The following is an 18,037-nucleotide window of genomic DNA, read 5'->3' as shown; positions in this document are numbered from 1 at the left end:
GCGCCTGTCTAGTCCTCCCGCTTGAATAAATGGCCAAATTTATCGCCAAGTGTAACTCCGGATGACGGAGCCTGGGTTGTGAGATAATCGCTGAATTCGGCCCGTTCTTTATCTTGTTCGGCCTGTACCATGCTAAGGCCAACCCGTTTATTCTCTTTGTCAATACTGAGTATCTTAACAGCTACTTGCTGACCGGTAGCTACTACTTCTTCAGGATTAGCCACCCGCCGTTCAGCCATTTCCGAGATATGCACCAGCCCCTCAATACCCTTTTTGATTTCAACAAATGCGCCAAACTTGGCAATCTTGCTAACTGCTCCGCTAACGATTGATCCAATAGTCAGAGTATCAACATCTGTATACCAGGGATCACGTTCAACATCTTTTAAGCTGAGAGACAGTTTTTTGGCTTCAGTATCGACTTTGAGTACAACGACAGTAACTTCATCGCCGACGTTGACAACTTCCTGCGGTGTTTTGACCCGCTGCCAGGACAAATCAGAAATATGTACAAGCCCATCAATACCGCCTATATCGACAAAAGCGCCAAAGTTTGCCAGACGGCTTACCTTGCCGGTAATCGTTTGTCCTACGGCCAATTTCGCAAACAGTTCTTTTTCCTTTACTTCTTTCTCCAATGATAGCAACTGTCTGCGGGAAAGTACAGCCTTTTGTTTTTCTCTATCGATTTCGATAGGTACAGCCTGGACAGTCTGTCCCACAAACGGCTCTAAAGTTTCTACAAATCTAATATCAACCTGCGAGGCCGGGATAAAGCCGCGCACGCCAAAAACGGCAGCAACCACCCCACCTTTTACAACTTCAGTAATTTTAGCGTCTACCGGCTGTTTGGCAGTAAACGCCTGCTCAAGTTTATCCCAAGCAGTCAGTTTGTCAGCCTGCACTTTAGAGAGCTTCACCTGACCATCAGCGCTGTCAGCGTCGAGTACTAATACCTCGATAACCTGCCCTACGCTTACAGCGTCCGCGGCCGTTTGCGGCGCCGGATATGCCAGCTCAGATAAAGGAATAACGCCTTCTGCCTTATATCCGATATCAACAAACACCTCATCATGGCGAACGCCAACTATAGTGCCTTTTACAATACTGCCAACATCCAACTTAACAACATCAGTGATATTCATTTCTTCCATTTTTCTATATACCTCCTCAATAACCCAATCGGGCGTCGACGCGCCGGCTGTCATCCCGACAGTCTGTACACCGGCAAACCATTCTGGCTTAAGCTCATTGGCTGATTCAATATGATAGGCCTGTGAACCGGCATCCCGGCAGACACTGGCCAGACGAGTAGTGTTGGCGCTGTTTTTACCCCCAACCACAATCATGATATCGACTTTTTTTGCTAAGTCGACAGCTGCCTGCTGCCTAAGATCAGTTGCCGTACAGATGGTGCGTTCGATTTTTAATTCTTCACATTTGAACCTCAAAACTGTAACAATAGCCTCAAAATCCTCGGCTGCAAACGTAGTTTGAGCCACTACCCCCAGCCGGGAATGAAACGGAAGCGCCTCCGCTTCGCTGGGTGTTTCCACCACGTCAGCTTCATGACTTGTCCATGCCAGGATACTCTGAACCTCGGGATGGTGGCGTTCTCCGACGATAACTACCTGATATCCAGCTGTTAAAAGTGCATACGCTGCCTGTTGAGCCTTTTTCACATGCGGACAGGTAGCATCCACTACATCCAGTTGTTTAACCTCAGCTTGGCGATATATTTCAGGCCCAACACCATGAGATCTGATAATGACCTTACCTGTTGATATCTCTTCCAGTCTGTCAGCAGCACCAATGCCCTGCTCTTTCAGATAACTTACCATTTGCGGATTATGGATGATCGGCCCGAGAGTATGTACTGGACAATTTGTATCAGCCGCATTCAAGGCGATGTCGATAGCTCGCTTTACACCATAGCAAAAACCACGGTGTTCGGCCAGATAAATTTTCATAACAGCCTCCTGCTTGGTAGTCTTTGGTATACTCGCCTTATTTATCCGATGACCAAGCCGCTCTAAGACTCCCATCTTCTACAAGTGGGAGTTATACCCAAAGGGCACAGGCGAGAGGCTAAGTCCCTGGAAGTTGGTCGACTAAACTTCAGATGGGGTTAAAACCCCACCTGAAGCTAAGTCTCACTTTATTATAATACCTTTGCTCTTGTGTTTCAAATCAAACCGCCGCTATTTAGCAAAAGCTGACATAGCGGCGGTTTTTTCTGGTCATTCAATTGATCAACGAGAAAAGGATTAGCTTGGAATATTAGGCTTAGTGGTATTTACCGGGCAAGACAAGGTTGAGATTTCGGTGTTCATACCAATCGGTTTATCATTTTTCAACAGGCTAAACCACAATCTAATAGAATCCAGTAAGGTAATAATTACCAGGACAATCAAAATAATACTTACAGTACCGTTTGTGTTGCCAAGAGCATCACCGCGCTTGAAGAACATTTGCACGTTCATGACACCGGCAGCAATAACAGTAACCGACAAGAAGCTCAGAGGGGCAAATGTTACCCAGGCATACGATTTCTTAGGAGCAATTTTCAGAATAATGGTGGTACCAATAGCCAGAGCAACAACGGCTAAGAGCTGGTTTGCTACACCAAAGAGTGGCCAGATGCTGGCAACGTCTCCGCTATAAAGCAGGTAGCCCCAGCTGTAAGTAACCAGGAAGCTGGTGAAGAGAATGCCGGGCCACCAGTTTGTTTGTTTAAGAGGAGCATACACGTAGGTTCCTAAAATATCCTGAAGGATATAACGAGCTACACGGGTACCGGCGTCAATAGTGGTAAGAATGAATAACGCCTCGAACATAATGGCGAATTGATACCAATAGCTCATGAGGTGCTGCATGCCACCGATGCTGGAGAAGATATGTGCCATACCAACTGCTAAAGATACCGCGCCACCAGGTCGATGAGCAACATCCATTTGTACTAAGCGTGATAATTCTTTTATTTCAACAGTAGGTATACCCAGTTTAGCAAATACAGCAGCCGGGCTGTTAATTGCGAAATAATCGCCAGGCATAAGCACAACGGCCGAGATAAGAGCCATTACAGCCACAAAGCCTTCGGTAAGCATGCCGCCATAAGCGATAACACGGGATTGAGACTCAAGTTCAATCATCTTAGGAGTGGTACCTGAGCTAATGAGTGAATGGAATCCGGAGATAGCGCCGCAGGCAATAGTAATAAATACATACGGCCACCACGGGCCTGGGATAATCGGCCCACCGCCGTCCATAAAGCGGGTGGTCATCGGCATGTTGATACTAGGTTGTACGATGAGAATTCCCAAAGCCAGGGCTAATACAGTACCAATTTTCATGTATGAACTAAGGTAATCGCGCGGAGCTAAGAGCAGCCATACCGGCAGAACGGCCGCAAAGAAGCCATAAACAGGCAGCGCAACTGACAGTTGTTGTTTGGTAAGGTCAAAGATATTGGCCAAACCAGCCCACGGTTGACCGGGGCTCAGCCAGTGACCGGTAATTACTGCTGCCATTACCATGATGAAACCGGCAATCGATCCGGAACGAATCGAACCTGGGACAATTTTGAACATATACAGACCAACAATAATAGCAATCGGAATGGTCATAAACAGTGTGTAGACGCCCCAAGGATTTTTAAACAAAGCGTTTACAACAACGATAGCAAGACCAGCAAGAGCAACGATGATAATGAAGAGAACTGACAGTGAAGTAGTTACACCAGTTAAGGGACCAACCTCCCGCCGGGCAATAACAGCTAGTGATTGACCATTGTGACGAACTGATGCAAAGAGGATGATGAAATCGTGTACTGCGCCAGCAAAAACGGAACCCAAAAGAATCCACATAAATCCAGGACCCCAGCCGTACTGGGCTGCGAGCACCGGACCAACAAGCGGGCCCGCACCTGCAATAGCAGCAAAGTGGTGACCGAACAATACCCATTTATTCGTAGGAACAAACTCGCGGCCATCATTACAGCGGTACGCCGGAGTAATATTAGCGTCATTTAATGCCAGGACCTTTGCGGAAATGAAGGCCGAATAGTAACGGTACGCCAAAATATAAACACATACAGCAATTATTAATAAACTAACTGAATTCATGAAATAAGTCCCCCTTTCAAAAATTTATAAATATATGAATAAATGAAAAGACCTTGAACACCTTCCCTCCTTTACCTAAAATTTTCTTTATATTTCAAATAATACATTATACACAAAAAGCTAGCAATATGTATCCTGCGAAATGACAAAAAACCAGGATGAAATACACTATCATCCTGGTCAATAGCACAAGTATGTTTACATAGTTACAAAACAATCATAAGCCGAATAATTTTTTCAGCTTAGAAACCTGCTGACGGCTAACAGGCACTTCTCTGTCAAACCCCTCCAGAATCAGATTATACGTTCCATTAAACCAGGGGACAATCTCCCTGATTTTTTCAATATTAACAAGATAGGCACGGTGGGTGCGGAAAAACAATCGTTCATCCAGCCTGGACTGGAGATCCTGCAGCGGCATATTAGAGTAGTAACATTTATCTGCCGTTTGTATGGAGATTTGTCCTTCCGTGCAATACGCAGCTATGATGTCCCTTGTATCGATAACATACGCTTTGCCGTTATACTCTATAGCCAGCTTTTGCAGGCTTTGGAGCTGAGTCTCCTCTGTATCCCGTTTTTTTATTGTTGCCGTCGTCGCTTCGGCCAGCAGGCCGCGAACTTTCTCAATACTTTTGGTTATCCTTTTAGCGGAAAAGGGTTTTAATAAATAGTCTACGGCATTAAGTTCAAAAGCTTTTACCGCAAACTCTTCATGAGCAGTAGCAAAAACAAGTAGCGGCATTGCGGTGTCAGTACTAACTCTTTCGGCTGTTTGAATACCATTTAAACCTGGCATTTCAATATCGATAAAGATAAGATGCGGATTAAGCGTCAGCACAGCTCTGCTGGCTTCCTCACCGCTTATAAACTCGCCGATAATTTCAACATCTTCAAATTGCTCCAATAAGTAGCGCAATTCACTGCGAGACGGTTCTTCATCATCGACCACCATCACCCTTATTGTGCGTAACTGGTCAGCCATTAACCATAACCTCCACATCGATGGGAATATGAAGTATTACTGTTGTCCCCTGCCCTTCTACACTATTAATAATGAGCGCGTGTTTAGGCCCGTATATAGCTTTGAGTCGTTCATTGACATTGGTCAAGCCGACCCCAGCGCCCTTGCCGAAACCATATTCCAAAATTTGTTTTTGAATGGATTGTGGTATGCCCAGCCCATCATCACTTATGGAAATTTCAATTTGCCTACCGGTTGTTTTGGCAGAAATCTCTACCGTACCGCCGTCAGCTTTGGATAAAAGTCCGTGCTTTACAGCATTTTCAACCAAGGGCTGGAGAATAAAGGTAGGGATTAATATGTCCAGTGTGTCTGACTCAACATCCTGTTTAATGGTTAGCCTCTGGCCAAACCGCGCCTGCTCCAGGGTAAGGTAGGAATCAACATGTTCAAGCTCTTCTTTTAGTGTTACAAAATCGCGGGCCGCCTTAAGACTGCGACGGAAAAACTCACTCAGTTCAATCAACAAATTACGGGCGTTTTCCGGGTTGGTACGGCAGAAAGAAACAATAGTATTTAGTGCATTAAACAGAAAATGGGGGTTAATCTGTGCTCTGAGGGCTTTAAGTTCAGCTTTTGCGGCTAGTTCAGCCTTATGTTGTAAGGCGGCTAGTTCAAGCTGAGTACTGAATACCTGGCCAAGTCCCTGGGCAAATTCAATATCAAGTGCTGTTAACGCTTCTTCGCGAGCATAATAAATCTTCAAAGTACCTACAAGCTCATCACGGCAGTATAACGGTACTACTATTGCCGATTTAAGCGGGCACGTCGGAACGTTGCAGCCGATTTCGGCTTGGGTTTGAGCAACAGTGACCTGGCCTTGTGCTAAGCAGGTTTTGGTCAGTTTTGTAAATACCTGTCTGCCTCTAGAATGGTGATCACTGCCCAGACCAATATGGGCTAAGGCTCGTTCAAGGTCAGTAATCGCGACTGCGGCCGCCGAAGTCATATTGAGTATGTTGATAGCAACCTTCTCTGCCGATGCCGGATTGAGTCCCTGCCGGAAGTGCGGTAAAGTCGCGTTGGCAATATTTAGCGCCTTATGTGTTTGCAAGGCCGCAATCTTAGTCTGATGTTCTCTGGCGTTATGAATAATAATCATAAAAATTGCTATACCAATTGCATTAGCCAGCGACATTGGAATAGTGATTCGAGTAACCAACGACAAGGCTGCATCGTATGGTTTTGCAAATGCTAGAATAAACCCCATACTTAGCAGAATGACACTGACACCAGTTATGATTCCGGTAATCCATTCCGGGGTTTTAGGTTTTGTTCTCATATAGATGTATCCGGCCAATATACCGCCCATCATAGTGGCAACACCACACTGCACAGCAGTAAATCCACCCAGATAAATGCGGTGTAGGCCGCTAATCAGGCCGGTAGCCGTACCTACCAGTGGGCCGGCTAAGAGTCCGGCGACTATGGTACCGGTATCCCGAACATTTGCCAAGGCTCCCTCTATGGGGATTCCAAAGTAGGTGCCGGCAATCGAAACCAATGAAAAGATAAATACCAGTGCTAGCTTTTCCCGACCAGTAGTGCTTTCTTTAAATATTAATCTAAATGCCCGGGTATGTGAAAGTACATAAGCAAAAACGGCGATTATGGCAATACGCTGCACTAAAATGATAGATAAATTGCCGTCTAATATTTCAATTGTGCTATTTTCCATAACAATACCTACTCGTTTATTTTATAGCTTTGGTTTCTTCTTTGAGTAAGCGACCGATTTCCTCCATTACTTTACCGCTCATAACGTCCAAGCTGTCTTTACCGGCATTGTCCCGGGTAAGTATAATAGGTTTGCCAAATATCACTTTAAATTTTGGCAGTAATTGACCGTCCCGAAAGACTTTGTTGGTACCGATTATCGCGGTAGGTATAACCGGGACACCGGCTTTTATGGCCAACATGGCCAAGCCCGGTTCTGCTGCGCCCAATATGCCAGTTTTGCTGCGCGTACCTTCAGGAAATAATCCTAGTACAGAGCCATTCTCCAAAAGTGATAAAGCTGTGCGGATTGCAGTCCTGTCAGCTATTCCACGCTTGACAGGAAAAGCGCCCAGTTTGGAAATAAGCCAACTAAAAATTGGGTTGGCAAACAACTCTTCTTTAGCCATAAAATGAATCCGCCGGGGTATGGCGGTGCCAACAACCGGCGGATCCCAAAGACTTACATGGTTTGCCGCGATAATGACACCGCCAGCGACCGGAACGTTCTCAGCGCCAATCACTTTCCAGCGAAAAAAAATCGAGAAAATGGCACCTAGTACAAAACACAACAATTTATACACAGGCCTGTCTCTCCTTGCAAAGTTCTAGTATCTTTTCAACTGTAGCATCAATGGCTAACTCAGTAGTATCAATGAAGACGGCATCAACTGCCGCGACTAGCGGTGCAACTTCCCGCTCACAATCGGCTTTATCGCGACAGGCAATTTCGTTTTCCAGCTCAGCTAAGTCGATGGTATAGCCTTTGTCCGTTAGTTCCTGCCACCGGCGTTTGGCGCGTTCGGTAATAGATGCTGTCAAAAATATCTTTATGTCAGCGTTAGGCAAAACATGTGTGCCGATATCCCTGCCGTCCATAACCACCCCGCCCTCTACTGCCATATCACGCTGCAGTTTAAGCATTATCTCCCTCAGTACCGGAACTTGTGCTACTTTAGACACAAGCCGGTTAACCTCAGGGGTGCGGATGGCATCGGTAATATCTTGACCGTTGACTGCCACCTCTGTTTTGCCATTTACATATGTTAGCTTCAAATCAAGGTTGCAGGCCAACCTTGCGACAGCTTCACTATCGGGTTCAATGCCTTCATTTAATGCCTGCCAAGCTACAGCACGGTACATTGCCCCGGTATCAATATAGGTGTAGCCCAGCTGCTGGGCAGCCAATTTGGCTACTGTGCTTTTTCCTGCTCCTGCTGGTCCGTCAATTGCAATAATTAAGCGCTTCATAGTCTCCTCCTATTAATCCCGCCTTAGCCCTGTAAGGACGGCAAAAAAGTCAGGATAAGAAATTTTTACACAGTCAGGTTCTCCAATTTCAACCCCTTGAGAAGCCACACCTGCAACTGCCAGTGCCATAGCCATACGATGGTCGTCATGAGAATAGCAAACAGCAAAGCTTAGCTTCTGCGGCCCCTCAATCACCAGGCCATCGGGAGTTTCAGTAATCTCGGCTCCCATCTTGCCAAGTTCCAGTGTGACTGCTTTTAGTCGATCAGTCTCTTTAACCCTAAGCTCTTCTGCCCCCTGAACCACTGTTTGCCCTTCGGCAAACAAGGCGGCTACAGCCAGTACTGGAATCTCGTCAATCAGCCGGGGAATGATTTCAGCCTCAATAGTTACACCCTTTAACTGAGCCGACCGCACAATAATATCAGCTACTGGTTCACGGCCGCTCCACCGTTCATTAGTGATAGTGATATCTGCTCCCATTTGCTTCAAGACATCAAGAATGCCGGTACGGGTCGGATTGATACCAACGTTAACCAGGGTAAGCTGACTATTGGGAATAATGGAGGCGGCTACCAGCCAAAAAGCAGCCGAGCTGATGTCGCCAGGTACGTTAATTAACTCAGGAGCCGTAAGTTCTTGCACAGGCTCAAGGGTAATGGCATTGCCGGTTCGTGTAACTGGAATGCCGAAGGTTTCAAACATTCTCTCTGTATGGTCACGAGAAGGCATCGGCTCTGTAATTATGGTAGGACTGTTGGCATATAAGGCGGCCAGCAAAATAGCCGATTTTACCTGCGCGCTAGCAACAGGCATAGCATACTCGATCCCTGTAACCTGCTTTGCCGGGGTAATGGCCAACGGTGCATAACGTGACTGCTCGCGGCCCAATATATTTAAGCCCATCTTAGCTAGCGGAGTTATCACACGGGCCATAGGGCGTTTCCTCAGTGAAGCATCACCTGTCATGACGCTAAAAAAAGATTGTGCGCCTAATAATCCTGTTAACAGTCTGATGGTAGTTCCCGAATTACCGGCATTAAGAACATCATAGGGTTCGCTTAAACCATAAAACCCTCTCCCAGTGATGGTTAACCCCCCGGATTCATCCTGTTCTACAGAAACCCCCATCGCCCGCATACAGTCGATGGTTGACCAGCAGTCAGCAGCATGAAGAAAGTTTGTTACTTTTACCGGTGTATCAGCAAGCCCGGCCAGCATCACGCTGCGGTGTGATATTGACTTATCACCGGGAATATTTACTGTTCCTACCAAACCGTTAGTAGGGTTTAACTTAATGACCTCTCCCATAATCATCCCTCTTCACTATGTATTTCCCTGTGATTATAACGAACGCCCAAGCGCGGCGGTTAAAGTATTCAGCTCTGCCATGAGTTGGGTAAAGTTGCCTGGAGTCAACGATTGCGGCCCATCAGACAATGCCTCTTCCGGACAGGGATGTACTTCAATCAGTAGACCGTCAGCACCGGCGGCCACCGAAGCCTTGGCCATGGGGCTCACCCAGCGCCAGTTGCCTGTACCGTGACTAGGATCAACGATAACAGGTAAATGACTCAGGTGCTTTATCACCGGAACAGCGGTCAAATCCAAGGTATTACGCGTATATGTCTCATAGGTCCGGATGCCCCGTTCACACAGTACAACCTGGTTATTTCCACCTGACATTATGTATTCGGCCGCCATGAGCCATTCTTCAATAGTTGCTGCAAGACCACGCTTAAGTAAAATGGGCTTTTTGGTTAAGGCCACTTCTTTCAAAAGCACAAAATTTTGCATGTTACGGGTACCTATTTGCAGCATGTCAACATGTTCGGCAATCAGCTCCACTTTGCGTGGATCGGTTACTTCAGAGATTACTGGCAGCCCTACTTCACGGCCAACAGTCTTGATAATTTCCAGTCCATCCTTTTCCAGGCCCTGAAAGCTATAGGGTGAACTACGCGGTTTGTAGGCCCCGCCCCTCAGCATAACCGCCCCTGCCGCTTTAACGCTAACCCCTGCTTGGTAAAGCTGGTTATAACTTTCAATGGCGCAGGGCCCGGCAATTACCGGAGTGCTGGTGCCGCCAAAATGGGCCTTGCCCACTGTGACAACAGTATTTTTTTCCTGAAATTCCCGACTGGCTAATTTATACGGTGTTTCAACAATAACAACCTTATCCACACCTGGCATTCTTTCATATAATTCCGGCTGACAGGCAGACAAGTCTCCGCTTGCCGTAATAATGGTTTTATCTGAGCTAGTTATTGAGTGACCATCCAGTCCTAGTTGACGAAGTTTGTCCAGTACCCGGTTAATTTGATCAATAGTGGGCGCATTCATCATTATAATCATAGCAGGCCTCCACGGATATCCAAAAATGTATTATTTATAATTCCCTGCCCAAAGAAAATTTCCTCTAAAGTTAGCACTTTGCTGCCAACTTTCTGTAAATATTTCAAAAAAAGCATCACCTAAGGGCAGTTTAACGTTTAAAAACAACTTTGCCCACTACGATCATATTATTTTTACTTTCAAGCATAATCCCGTCGACAGGGTATATCATATCACCATGATGTGTATCAATGATGAATTGAGCAGGTATTTTTACATTGACAGCATCAATCTCAATATAATCGCCGTCATAGATCGTTAGGTCAACTTTTCCTTTGCCAAAATGCCCCCCTGTTTCACCATTTACCGTAACAACCGCGTCGTCACTTGCCGGCGGGTTAATCATTCGAATAGTAACATTCTGACTGGGTCTAAGGGTGCGGATTGACTTGGTGACAACTTTGTTTACGGCGCTCATTTCTTTATTCGGATTAGGCCAGGGAACATCGGCTGCATACATGGTAGCCGGCGATGTTATTTGTTCCCCTTCCAGCTTGTCGACCAGCGAAAGGTACTTACGGGCATCTGCGCTTAAGAGGAGCGTCTGAACTACTAATAACAAAACAACAGCAGCTGTCGCCAGCCGTATTAGCAGCCGGTCAACGGTAAGGAATTTCTTGCGGCGGAACTTGTGATTCCTATTTTCCATACCAACCCCCCTCGTCGTAGTTTTGCCTAGTCCTGAGAAGCAGCATACATGCCGGCCACATAGCCGGAAGAAAATGCTGCTTGAAGATTAAATCCACCGGTGTATCCGTCAATATCAATGACTTCACCAGCAAAAAACAGTCCTGTTACAAGTTTTGATTCCATCGTGCGTGAGTTAAGCTCTTTTGTACTGACTCCGCCGGCTGTTACTATTGCTTCAGCCACTGGCCTGGTTTGCGAGATTGTAAAAGTAAGATGCTGCAGTACATTAAGCAGGCGGACGCGCTCTTCTTTAGTAATTTGATGGACAAACTTTTCAGGATCAATAAAAGACAAATCAATTATTACCGGTATTATTTTGGCTGGCAGAAGCTCATTAAGGGAGTTTTTCAACTGTTTCCTGGCGAATTTAATAAAGTCCCGTTGTAAGCGCTTGTCCAAGGTTTCTGTAGATAGAGCCGGTTTGAGGTTAATCTCAATTGACACCTCCTGACTGGGAACTGCTGCGAAGAGCTCAGAAACTTTTTTGCTTAATGACAGAATAATTGGGCCTGACAAGCCGTAGTGCGTAAAAAGCATTTCACCAAATTCCTCAGCTGCTTTTTTTCCACCGCCAAAAACTGTTGCCGTTACGTTTTTGAGTGACAAGCCTTGTAACTCAGTTATCCACTCTTCTTCAACTTCAACTGGCACCAGCGATGGCTTGATAGGTATGATAGTATGTCCGGCTGCCAGTGCCAGGCGGTAGCCATCACCTGAGGAGCCAGTGCCTGGATAAGAGGCACCGCCTGTAGTTACAATGACTGCATCTGCTCGATATTCACTATCAGCTGTTGCTGCACCAGTAAGGCGGCCGTTTTCTAAGATTAGTTTTTTCACTGTTTGCCCCGTTTTTACTTCAACATTTAGCTTGGACAATTCGTGGGAAAATGTTTTAATCACATCTCTGGCCTGATCGCTGACTGGAAAGACACGACCGCCACGCTCTACTTTGGTTGGCAAACCTGCTTGCTCTAAAAAATCAACCATATCTTGATTACTGAATGCATTGAATGCACTGTACAAAAATGCGCCATTGCCTGGCATGTTTTTTACCAGTTCAGGAAGGTCACAGCTGTTGGTGATATTACAGCGGCCTTTGCCGGTTATAAGTAGTTTGCGGCCAATATCTTTCATTTTTTCCAGTACTGTTACTTTGGCGCCATGCTGCGCAGCGCTGACTGCGGCCATTAAACCGGCCGCACCGCCACCGATAATGAGAACCTGCTTCATGTGGGTCACACTCACTTTCAAGTTACTGTTGTAGTAAAAAAACCCTTATTTATCATTGAAATAAGGGTAAAAAACTTATCCGTTTTTTTTCTTACCAAGCCGTTTGAGTTCTTCAACCTCGCCGGCAAGCAGTTGGCGGTACTGCCCCCGACGAAGTCCCTCTAACGTTAGAAAGGCATATTGAATTCGTTTTAGATTTTTGACAGGGTAGCCGATAGCTTCACACATTCGGCGAATCTGTCTGTTTTTTCCTTCATATATGATAATTTCCAAAGTTGTTAATTCTTTCTCGCGATCAATGTCCACAATATTAATTTTGGCTGGAGCGGTAACACCATCTTCTAGCTTAATACCAACTCGAAGCTTATCGAGTTTTTCTTCAGGCGGATATCCCTCGACCTTAGCCAAATAGGTTTTGGCGATCTCATGACTAGGATGAGTTAAGGCGTAGGTCACATCGCCGTCATTAGTCATAATCAATAATCCCTCAGTGTTGTAATCCAGTCTACCGACCGGATAAATTCGTTCCGGAATTTTGGCAACAATGTCGGCCACTGTTTTGCGGCCCCGGGGATCTTCCAGCGTAGTTACTACACCTTTTGGTTTATTGAGTAGAATATAAACATATTTTTCGGCTTTAAGCGGTTTACCGTCAACAGCGACCCGATCCCGCCTAGACTCAATCTTCGTTCCAAGCTCGGTTACTACTTTACCATTGACAGTAACCCGGCCGGCTGTAATGAGTTCCTCGGCATCCCGCCGTGAAGCAATTCCGGCTTGCGCAATGACTTTCTGCAAACGTTCCAACATAGAATTTGATTCCTACTTTCCTTACTATATTTATTCTTGGATAAATTGGCTAAAATCTGTCTGCACCTTACAGGTACGTACTCGGCTATTGTTCTTAGTTAGCCGTTCACAACTGCCGCAAATACCTTCACCGCAGCACATTGTAGTGTTGTTGGTAGCTGCCATGGGGAGATTTACTCCGGCGGCCTGCATGGCGGCAATTATACCGTAATGCTGGTCGTCAGGACCGGCACTCACTATTAGTTCAGGACGTTCTTCACTGTCAGCTAAGAGTTCAGTTAAAGCATGCATGCCAAACTGACGCATCGATGCTACTTCCTGTACCTTTATGCCAAGTTCGGCCAGTTCCCCTGCAATAAATACCGTGCCTATCTTACCTGGCGCTAAGATAGCTCTGACTTTATTGCTCTTTTCAAGAAGTTTATGAGCGATCGGCACAGCCGGCGGCTGGCCCATCCCCCCAGCTATTAATAATATTTTACCATTATCTACATTGTCAATCCAGGGCTGACCAAAAATACCGTTATAATATGGACCACGCACCTGTACCTGCTTGTTGTTATCAGCAAGCAACCGTGAAGATTTGGGTCCGTTGGCTTCGATAACTACTTGAATATTATTCCCGGAAACCTTCATGACACCCACTGGAAAGTGATAGAAATGCTGATCAGACGGCCGGCGCATAAACACAAATGAACCGCATTTGTCAAGCGATTGGGCAAGGTCGGGAAGTACCTCAAATTCTAATAGGTATGTATGTTCAGCAATTTTTTGTTTGATGATAAATTCCGTATCAGACTCTAGCCGAACAGGCCTATCAGCGTCGCTGGCCCAACTCTGTTTCTTCTGCTGCCACTGCTTTTCATATAGTATGCACACTCCGCTCCAGTTGCAGTCACACACTGGTTCACCTTTTAGATGACTGCAAAATGTGCAATGATTGGTCTGTGAGAGCAGGCACGGGCAGTAGGGTGAGTTGATGTCAATGCATTTTATCGATAGTTTGTTCCACATGTTCACCCCTCCTTATACCAGGCAGGTATTATAGATATCGGTTAAACTGGCTTTAGCCACGCGCTCGTTAATTTCTCCACGCTGTGCTGAATACAATCCCAGCTTTTTCATTCGTTCAAAATAGACAGAGCCGGAAAAAGTATACCTGAGTCTGATTCCTTCTTCGGTAGCCATTTGTTCATGAATAAAAGTGATGAAATCACCAGAAGCCAGTTCAGACGGTAATTCCAAATACTGCATATCCAAGCAACAGCGTACCGCATTATGGCCTGCCAATAACCCGGTGATTACAGCCTCAGTGTGCCCAACCATAATGCCAGCTTTTTCTCCTGCACAGAATAAGTTATCTACTCCTTCTACTATCAACGAACTACTACAAGGAGCCATTCCTAAATATCGTATAGAGTTTCCTACACCACCTGAGTATGGGTCTTCATACCTGGCGCGTTCCAGCCCGGGTATTGTCCTTAACATGTCAAGCGGGAAGAACGGCGTCATCAGCTTGGCATGGCCGGTATCAATAAGTACGATGTTTTCGGCATAATCGGCAATCGCATACTGTGAGCACGCCTTCTTACCAAGCATACCTGTCTTTTTCAGGTTTTCCGGCAATGGAATAACTACCATACCCTCTTTTTCGAGCTGGTCTCTTAGTTCAGGTCTAAGTGAATCTTTATTAATCTTGCAGGAACCACTCATTGCCCCATAAGTGCCGTCAGCCTTTTTACCCATGATTTCTTTAACGTCAGCCTTTGCTGTAATGCTTACCCGCGGACCAAAGGTCGGACAGCGGAGAATACACATGGCACAGCCATTGCCGTATTTTAAGCAGTTGCCCATAGGTCCGGAAGTGCCAGTCGTGTCTACAAAAGCATCCCCTTGAATAATCTCTTCGTTATCATCCACAAGGTATTGGATTTTTTTACGATATTTAACTACACTAGATACCCTTGCGCGGGTTTTAACGTCAATGCCGTAGTTCTGCAGAATCTTTTTTACCAAAGGTTCCATCGTAGTTACATCATAAAAGGAAGCATGACTGTGTCCAGGAAAATGTATGCCCCGGTGTCTGCTATTGGCATCCATAGCTACGAATAAATCCCCACCACCCATGGCAATAGCTTCTTCAGCTGCCGTAAAACGTCCGTTATTGCGGAATATGCCGCCAACCAGGCCGGTCCCCAGTAATAAGTCGGTGCGCTCAAGTAAAACTACCTGCGCTCCGGCTTTAGCCGCTGCTAAGGCTGCTGCACAACCAGCCCATCCACCGCCAACCACTACCACTTTAATCATGGACTACCCCTCCAATTCCCGTGCTTTAAATCACATTACAGTGTATTCGTGCACCCGCCATATGCCACAGGCAGCGCCATAGAAAAAACTGGTAACAGATCGTTACCAGTTAATGTGCAAACAGGAATTGACATATATAGACTGAAGCGAGGAAGCTGGCAATATCACCGGACAGGCCAACCAGCACCGCATAGCGGGGATTACTGAGGCCTACTGCACCAAAATATACGGTGAGCACATAAAAAGTAGTGTCAGTGCTGGCTAAAACAGTTGAAGCAATTCGGCCAACCAGCGAATCAGGACCATAGGTGTTTAAAAGTTCAGTGGCAAGCCCCAGTGAACCGCTGCCTGACAGCGGCCGCATGACTGCCAAGGGAACTAGGTCAGACGGTACTCCCAGGATACTCAATACCGGCCCCATCCATGCCACACACGCGTCCATGGCACCTGAAGCGCGAAATATACTAATGGCTACTAACATAGCTACAAGGCACGGCATGATGCGGATAGCGGTATGAAAGCCCTCACCTGCGCCTTCAACAAAAGCCTCATATACTTTAACTTTCCGTAAATATCCAATAATAGGGATGACAAGCAGTACAATAGGAATAGCCCAAATTGACAGTTGCTCGCATAGCTCAATCAGCACTCAGACACCCCCTGTTACCGTTTCCATACTGCCCGGCATAGCCTATCGATAACAAGAACAAAAATTGTGGCAAGCAGGCTCACAACGAGGGTCGGCCCAACAATCTCAGTAGGATTAACTGACCCTGCCGCTGACCTTAACGCAATAATAGTCGCAGGTACAAGCGTAAACCCGGTTGTGCATAAAGCCAGCAAGGTGCACATGGCTGGAGTCGCCGTATCTTTTTTAGGGTTGAGGGTTTGCAGTTCCTGCATAGCTTTAATCCCGAGTGGAGTTACTGCGTTGCCCAATCCCAACATATTGGCGCTGATTGTCATGATAATTGCACCCATGGCAGGGTGATTTCTGGGTACGCTAGGGAACAAAAAACCTACGATTGGATTCAACATGTAGGAGATGACTTTGATAAGTCCAGATAACTCGGCAATCTTCATGATACCCAGCCACAAACACATAACGCCAATTAAATTAATGGCCAATTCTACCGCGCTTTTAGCGGCACTAATTGCACTTATCGTGACAACCTCGATTCGCCCATTCATACCGGCGTAAATAATACCTCCTGCCATAAGAAGCAACCAAATTACGTTAATCATCGTCAATATCACCCATTATGATGGTATGACAGATTTTATCAGGCTAGAACGTCGAAAAAGACGAAAGGACGCCCTAGGGCGTCCTTACGCAAAATTACGGATGACAAATGTCAGAAACCCCCACACAGAGCCCCAAAGGAGTCCGAAAAAGGATTTCCTGTCCACCGACCGGTCAGCCACTAAGTCAGCGCTGGCAACTTCTATGTTATTATACATGACCTTTACTGTTCCTAATTTTTGCCCTGAGGTAACAGGGGCATCCAATTTGTTTGGAGCATCGATCACAGTAGAATACTTGTCATGTTCATTATCAGCCATAGGTACAGTTATATCGTTTGTTGAAATCAACTTGACATCGCCTGTTTTACCTTCATTAATTTTGACTGTTTTCAAAATGTCGCCCCGATTAATCACTGGTACCTGCTTAAGTTGAGTAAATCCATAATCTAACAACTTAATGGAATCGTCCCACATGTACTCGCTGTCTAATACAACGACAACCAATTGAGTGCCATTGCGCTGAGCAGCTGAAACTAAACAACGTCCTGCAGCATCAGTGTAACCTGTTTTAACCCCGTTGGCTCCATCATACAGCCATAACATTTTGTTTTCATTGTATAGATCCCTGTCATGATCTTTACCAGGCCAGGGAACAACTTTATGCTGGGTTGAAACAATCTGAGCAAACAGCGGGTTTTTATACCCGTACGCTGTAATTTTTGCCATGTCGTGAGCAGTAGTATAGTGGTTCTCGTCCGGCAAGCCGCTGGTATTGATAAAATTACTGTTTACCGCGCCAATCGCATGAGCCTTGTCTGTCATTAACTTGGCAAACTTTTCTACTGACCCTGAGACATGCTCAGCTACTGCTACCGTGGCATCATTGCCTGAAATAAGCATTATGCCATACAACATATCCAGCATTTTGAGCTGTTCTCCCTGTGTAAGCCATAGTGATGATCCTTCGGTACTGGCAGCGTTTGCACTGGCAGTAACCACATCATCCAGTTTGGCATACTCAAGCGCTGTAATCAGTGTCATAATCTTGGTAGTACTGGCTGGATAGCGCCGGTCTTCAGCATTTTTTCCATATAGCACTTTTCCTGTAGATACTTCCATTACAATTGCCGACTTTGCCGTCACTTCCGGAGGGTGATTTGACGCGAGGCCAACTGTTGGTAAAAGCACCAGACACATCAATAATAATCTCCCAAGATTAACTAGTTGTCCCATTAATCCAATCCTT

The 18,037-nt window shown here is 45.9% G+C and carries 16 protein-coding genes; all 16 read right to left on the bottom strand.

All coding sequences use genetic code 11. From position 1 onward, the window contains the following. Positions 1–8: 8 nt before the first annotated feature. Complete coding sequence (locus tag VN447_RS19460) at positions 9–1,970, bottom strand: bifunctional 4-hydroxy-3-methylbut-2-enyl diphosphate reductase/30S ribosomal protein S1 (RefSeq protein ID WP_325527414.1); 1,962 nt, start codon at positions 1,968–1,970, stop codon at positions 9–11. A 297-nt stretch (positions 1,971–2,267) separates the two neighbouring features. After that, positions 2,268–4,124 carry a carbon starvation protein A gene (locus VN447_RS19455; RefSeq protein ID WP_325527412.1) on the bottom strand — a complete coding sequence of 619 codons (1,857 nt, stop codon included), beginning with the start codon at positions 4,122–4,124 and terminating at the stop codon, positions 2,268–2,270. A 217-nt stretch (positions 4,125–4,341) separates the two neighbouring features. Then, on the bottom strand, positions 4,342–5,109 hold the full coding sequence (locus VN447_RS19450; protein WP_325527410.1) for a LytTR family DNA-binding domain-containing protein: 768 nt from the start codon (positions 5,107–5,109) through the stop codon (positions 4,342–4,344). Further along, positions 5,102–6,826 carry a sensor histidine kinase gene (locus VN447_RS19445; RefSeq protein WP_325527408.1) on the bottom strand — a complete coding sequence of 575 codons (1,725 nt, stop codon included), beginning with the start codon at positions 6,824–6,826 and terminating at the stop codon, positions 5,102–5,104. Before VN447_RS19445 ends, VN447_RS19450 begins: the two co-directional genes overlap by 8 nt. Before the next feature lie 16 nt (positions 6,827–6,842). Then, positions 6,843–7,448, bottom strand: coding sequence for a lysophospholipid acyltransferase family protein (locus VN447_RS19440; RefSeq protein ID WP_325527407.1), 606 nt, complete (start codon positions 7,446–7,448; stop codon positions 6,843–6,845). After that, complete coding sequence (cmk, locus tag VN447_RS19435; RefSeq protein ID WP_325527405.1) at positions 7,441–8,115, bottom strand: (d)CMP kinase; 675 nt, start codon at positions 8,113–8,115, stop codon at positions 7,441–7,443. The genes VN447_RS19440 and cmk overlap by 8 nt, the downstream gene beginning before the upstream one ends. 12 nt (positions 8,116–8,127) lie before the next feature. Next, positions 8,128–9,426 carry a 3-phosphoshikimate 1-carboxyvinyltransferase gene (gene aroA / locus VN447_RS19430; protein WP_325527403.1) on the bottom strand — a complete coding sequence of 433 codons (1,299 nt, stop codon included), beginning with the start codon at positions 9,424–9,426 and terminating at the stop codon, positions 8,128–8,130. Positions 9,427–9,459: 33 nt separating this feature from the next. Next, entirely contained in the window at positions 9,460–10,470 is a 1,011-nt protein-coding gene (gene aroF, locus VN447_RS19425) for a 3-deoxy-7-phosphoheptulonate synthase (protein ID WP_325527401.1), read from the bottom strand. Between the two features lie 130 nt (positions 10,471–10,600). Further along, positions 10,601–11,158, bottom strand: coding sequence for a hypothetical protein (locus VN447_RS19420; RefSeq protein ID WP_325527399.1), 558 nt, complete (start codon positions 11,156–11,158; stop codon positions 10,601–10,603). Positions 11,159–11,184: 26 nt separating this feature from the next. Continuing rightward, entirely contained in the window at positions 11,185–12,429 is a 1,245-nt protein-coding gene (locus VN447_RS19415; RefSeq protein WP_325527397.1) for an NAD(P)/FAD-dependent oxidoreductase, read from the bottom strand. 75 nt (positions 12,430–12,504) lie between these two features. After that, entirely contained in the window at positions 12,505–13,239 is a 735-nt protein-coding gene (locus tag VN447_RS19410; protein ID WP_325527396.1) for a pseudouridine synthase, read from the bottom strand. A gap of 30 nt (positions 13,240–13,269) precedes the next feature. Beyond that, positions 13,270–14,253 (bottom strand): hypothetical protein, encoded by a 984-nt coding sequence (locus VN447_RS19405; RefSeq protein ID WP_325527394.1) that lies wholly within the window; start codon positions 14,251–14,253, stop codon positions 13,270–13,272. A 12-nt stretch (positions 14,254–14,265) separates the two neighbouring features. Then, a complete protein-coding gene (locus VN447_RS19400; protein WP_325527392.1) occupies positions 14,266–15,546 on the bottom strand; it encodes an FAD-dependent oxidoreductase in 1,281 nt (426 codons plus the stop codon). 109 nt (positions 15,547–15,655) lie between these two features. Then, complete coding sequence (locus VN447_RS19395) at positions 15,656–16,195, bottom strand: spore maturation protein (protein WP_325527390.1); 540 nt, start codon at positions 16,193–16,195, stop codon at positions 15,656–15,658. A 14-nt stretch (positions 16,196–16,209) separates the two neighbouring features. After that, positions 16,210–16,791 carry a nucleoside recognition domain-containing protein gene (locus VN447_RS19390; protein ID WP_325527388.1) on the bottom strand — a complete coding sequence of 194 codons (582 nt, stop codon included), beginning with the start codon at positions 16,789–16,791 and terminating at the stop codon, positions 16,210–16,212. Between the two features lie 84 nt (positions 16,792–16,875). After that, entirely contained in the window at positions 16,876–18,024 is a 1,149-nt protein-coding gene (locus VN447_RS19385; protein WP_325527386.1) for a D-alanyl-D-alanine carboxypeptidase family protein, read from the bottom strand. Positions 18,025–18,037: the final 13 nt, after the last annotated feature.

The sequence above is a fragment of the Sporomusa sp. genome, from assembly GCF_035561155.1.
GTDB lineage: Bacteria > Bacillota > Negativicutes > Sporomusales > Sporomusaceae > Sporomusa.
Note: the sequence above shows the minus strand (reverse complement) of the source record. Positions and strands in the feature narration are given on the sequence as shown.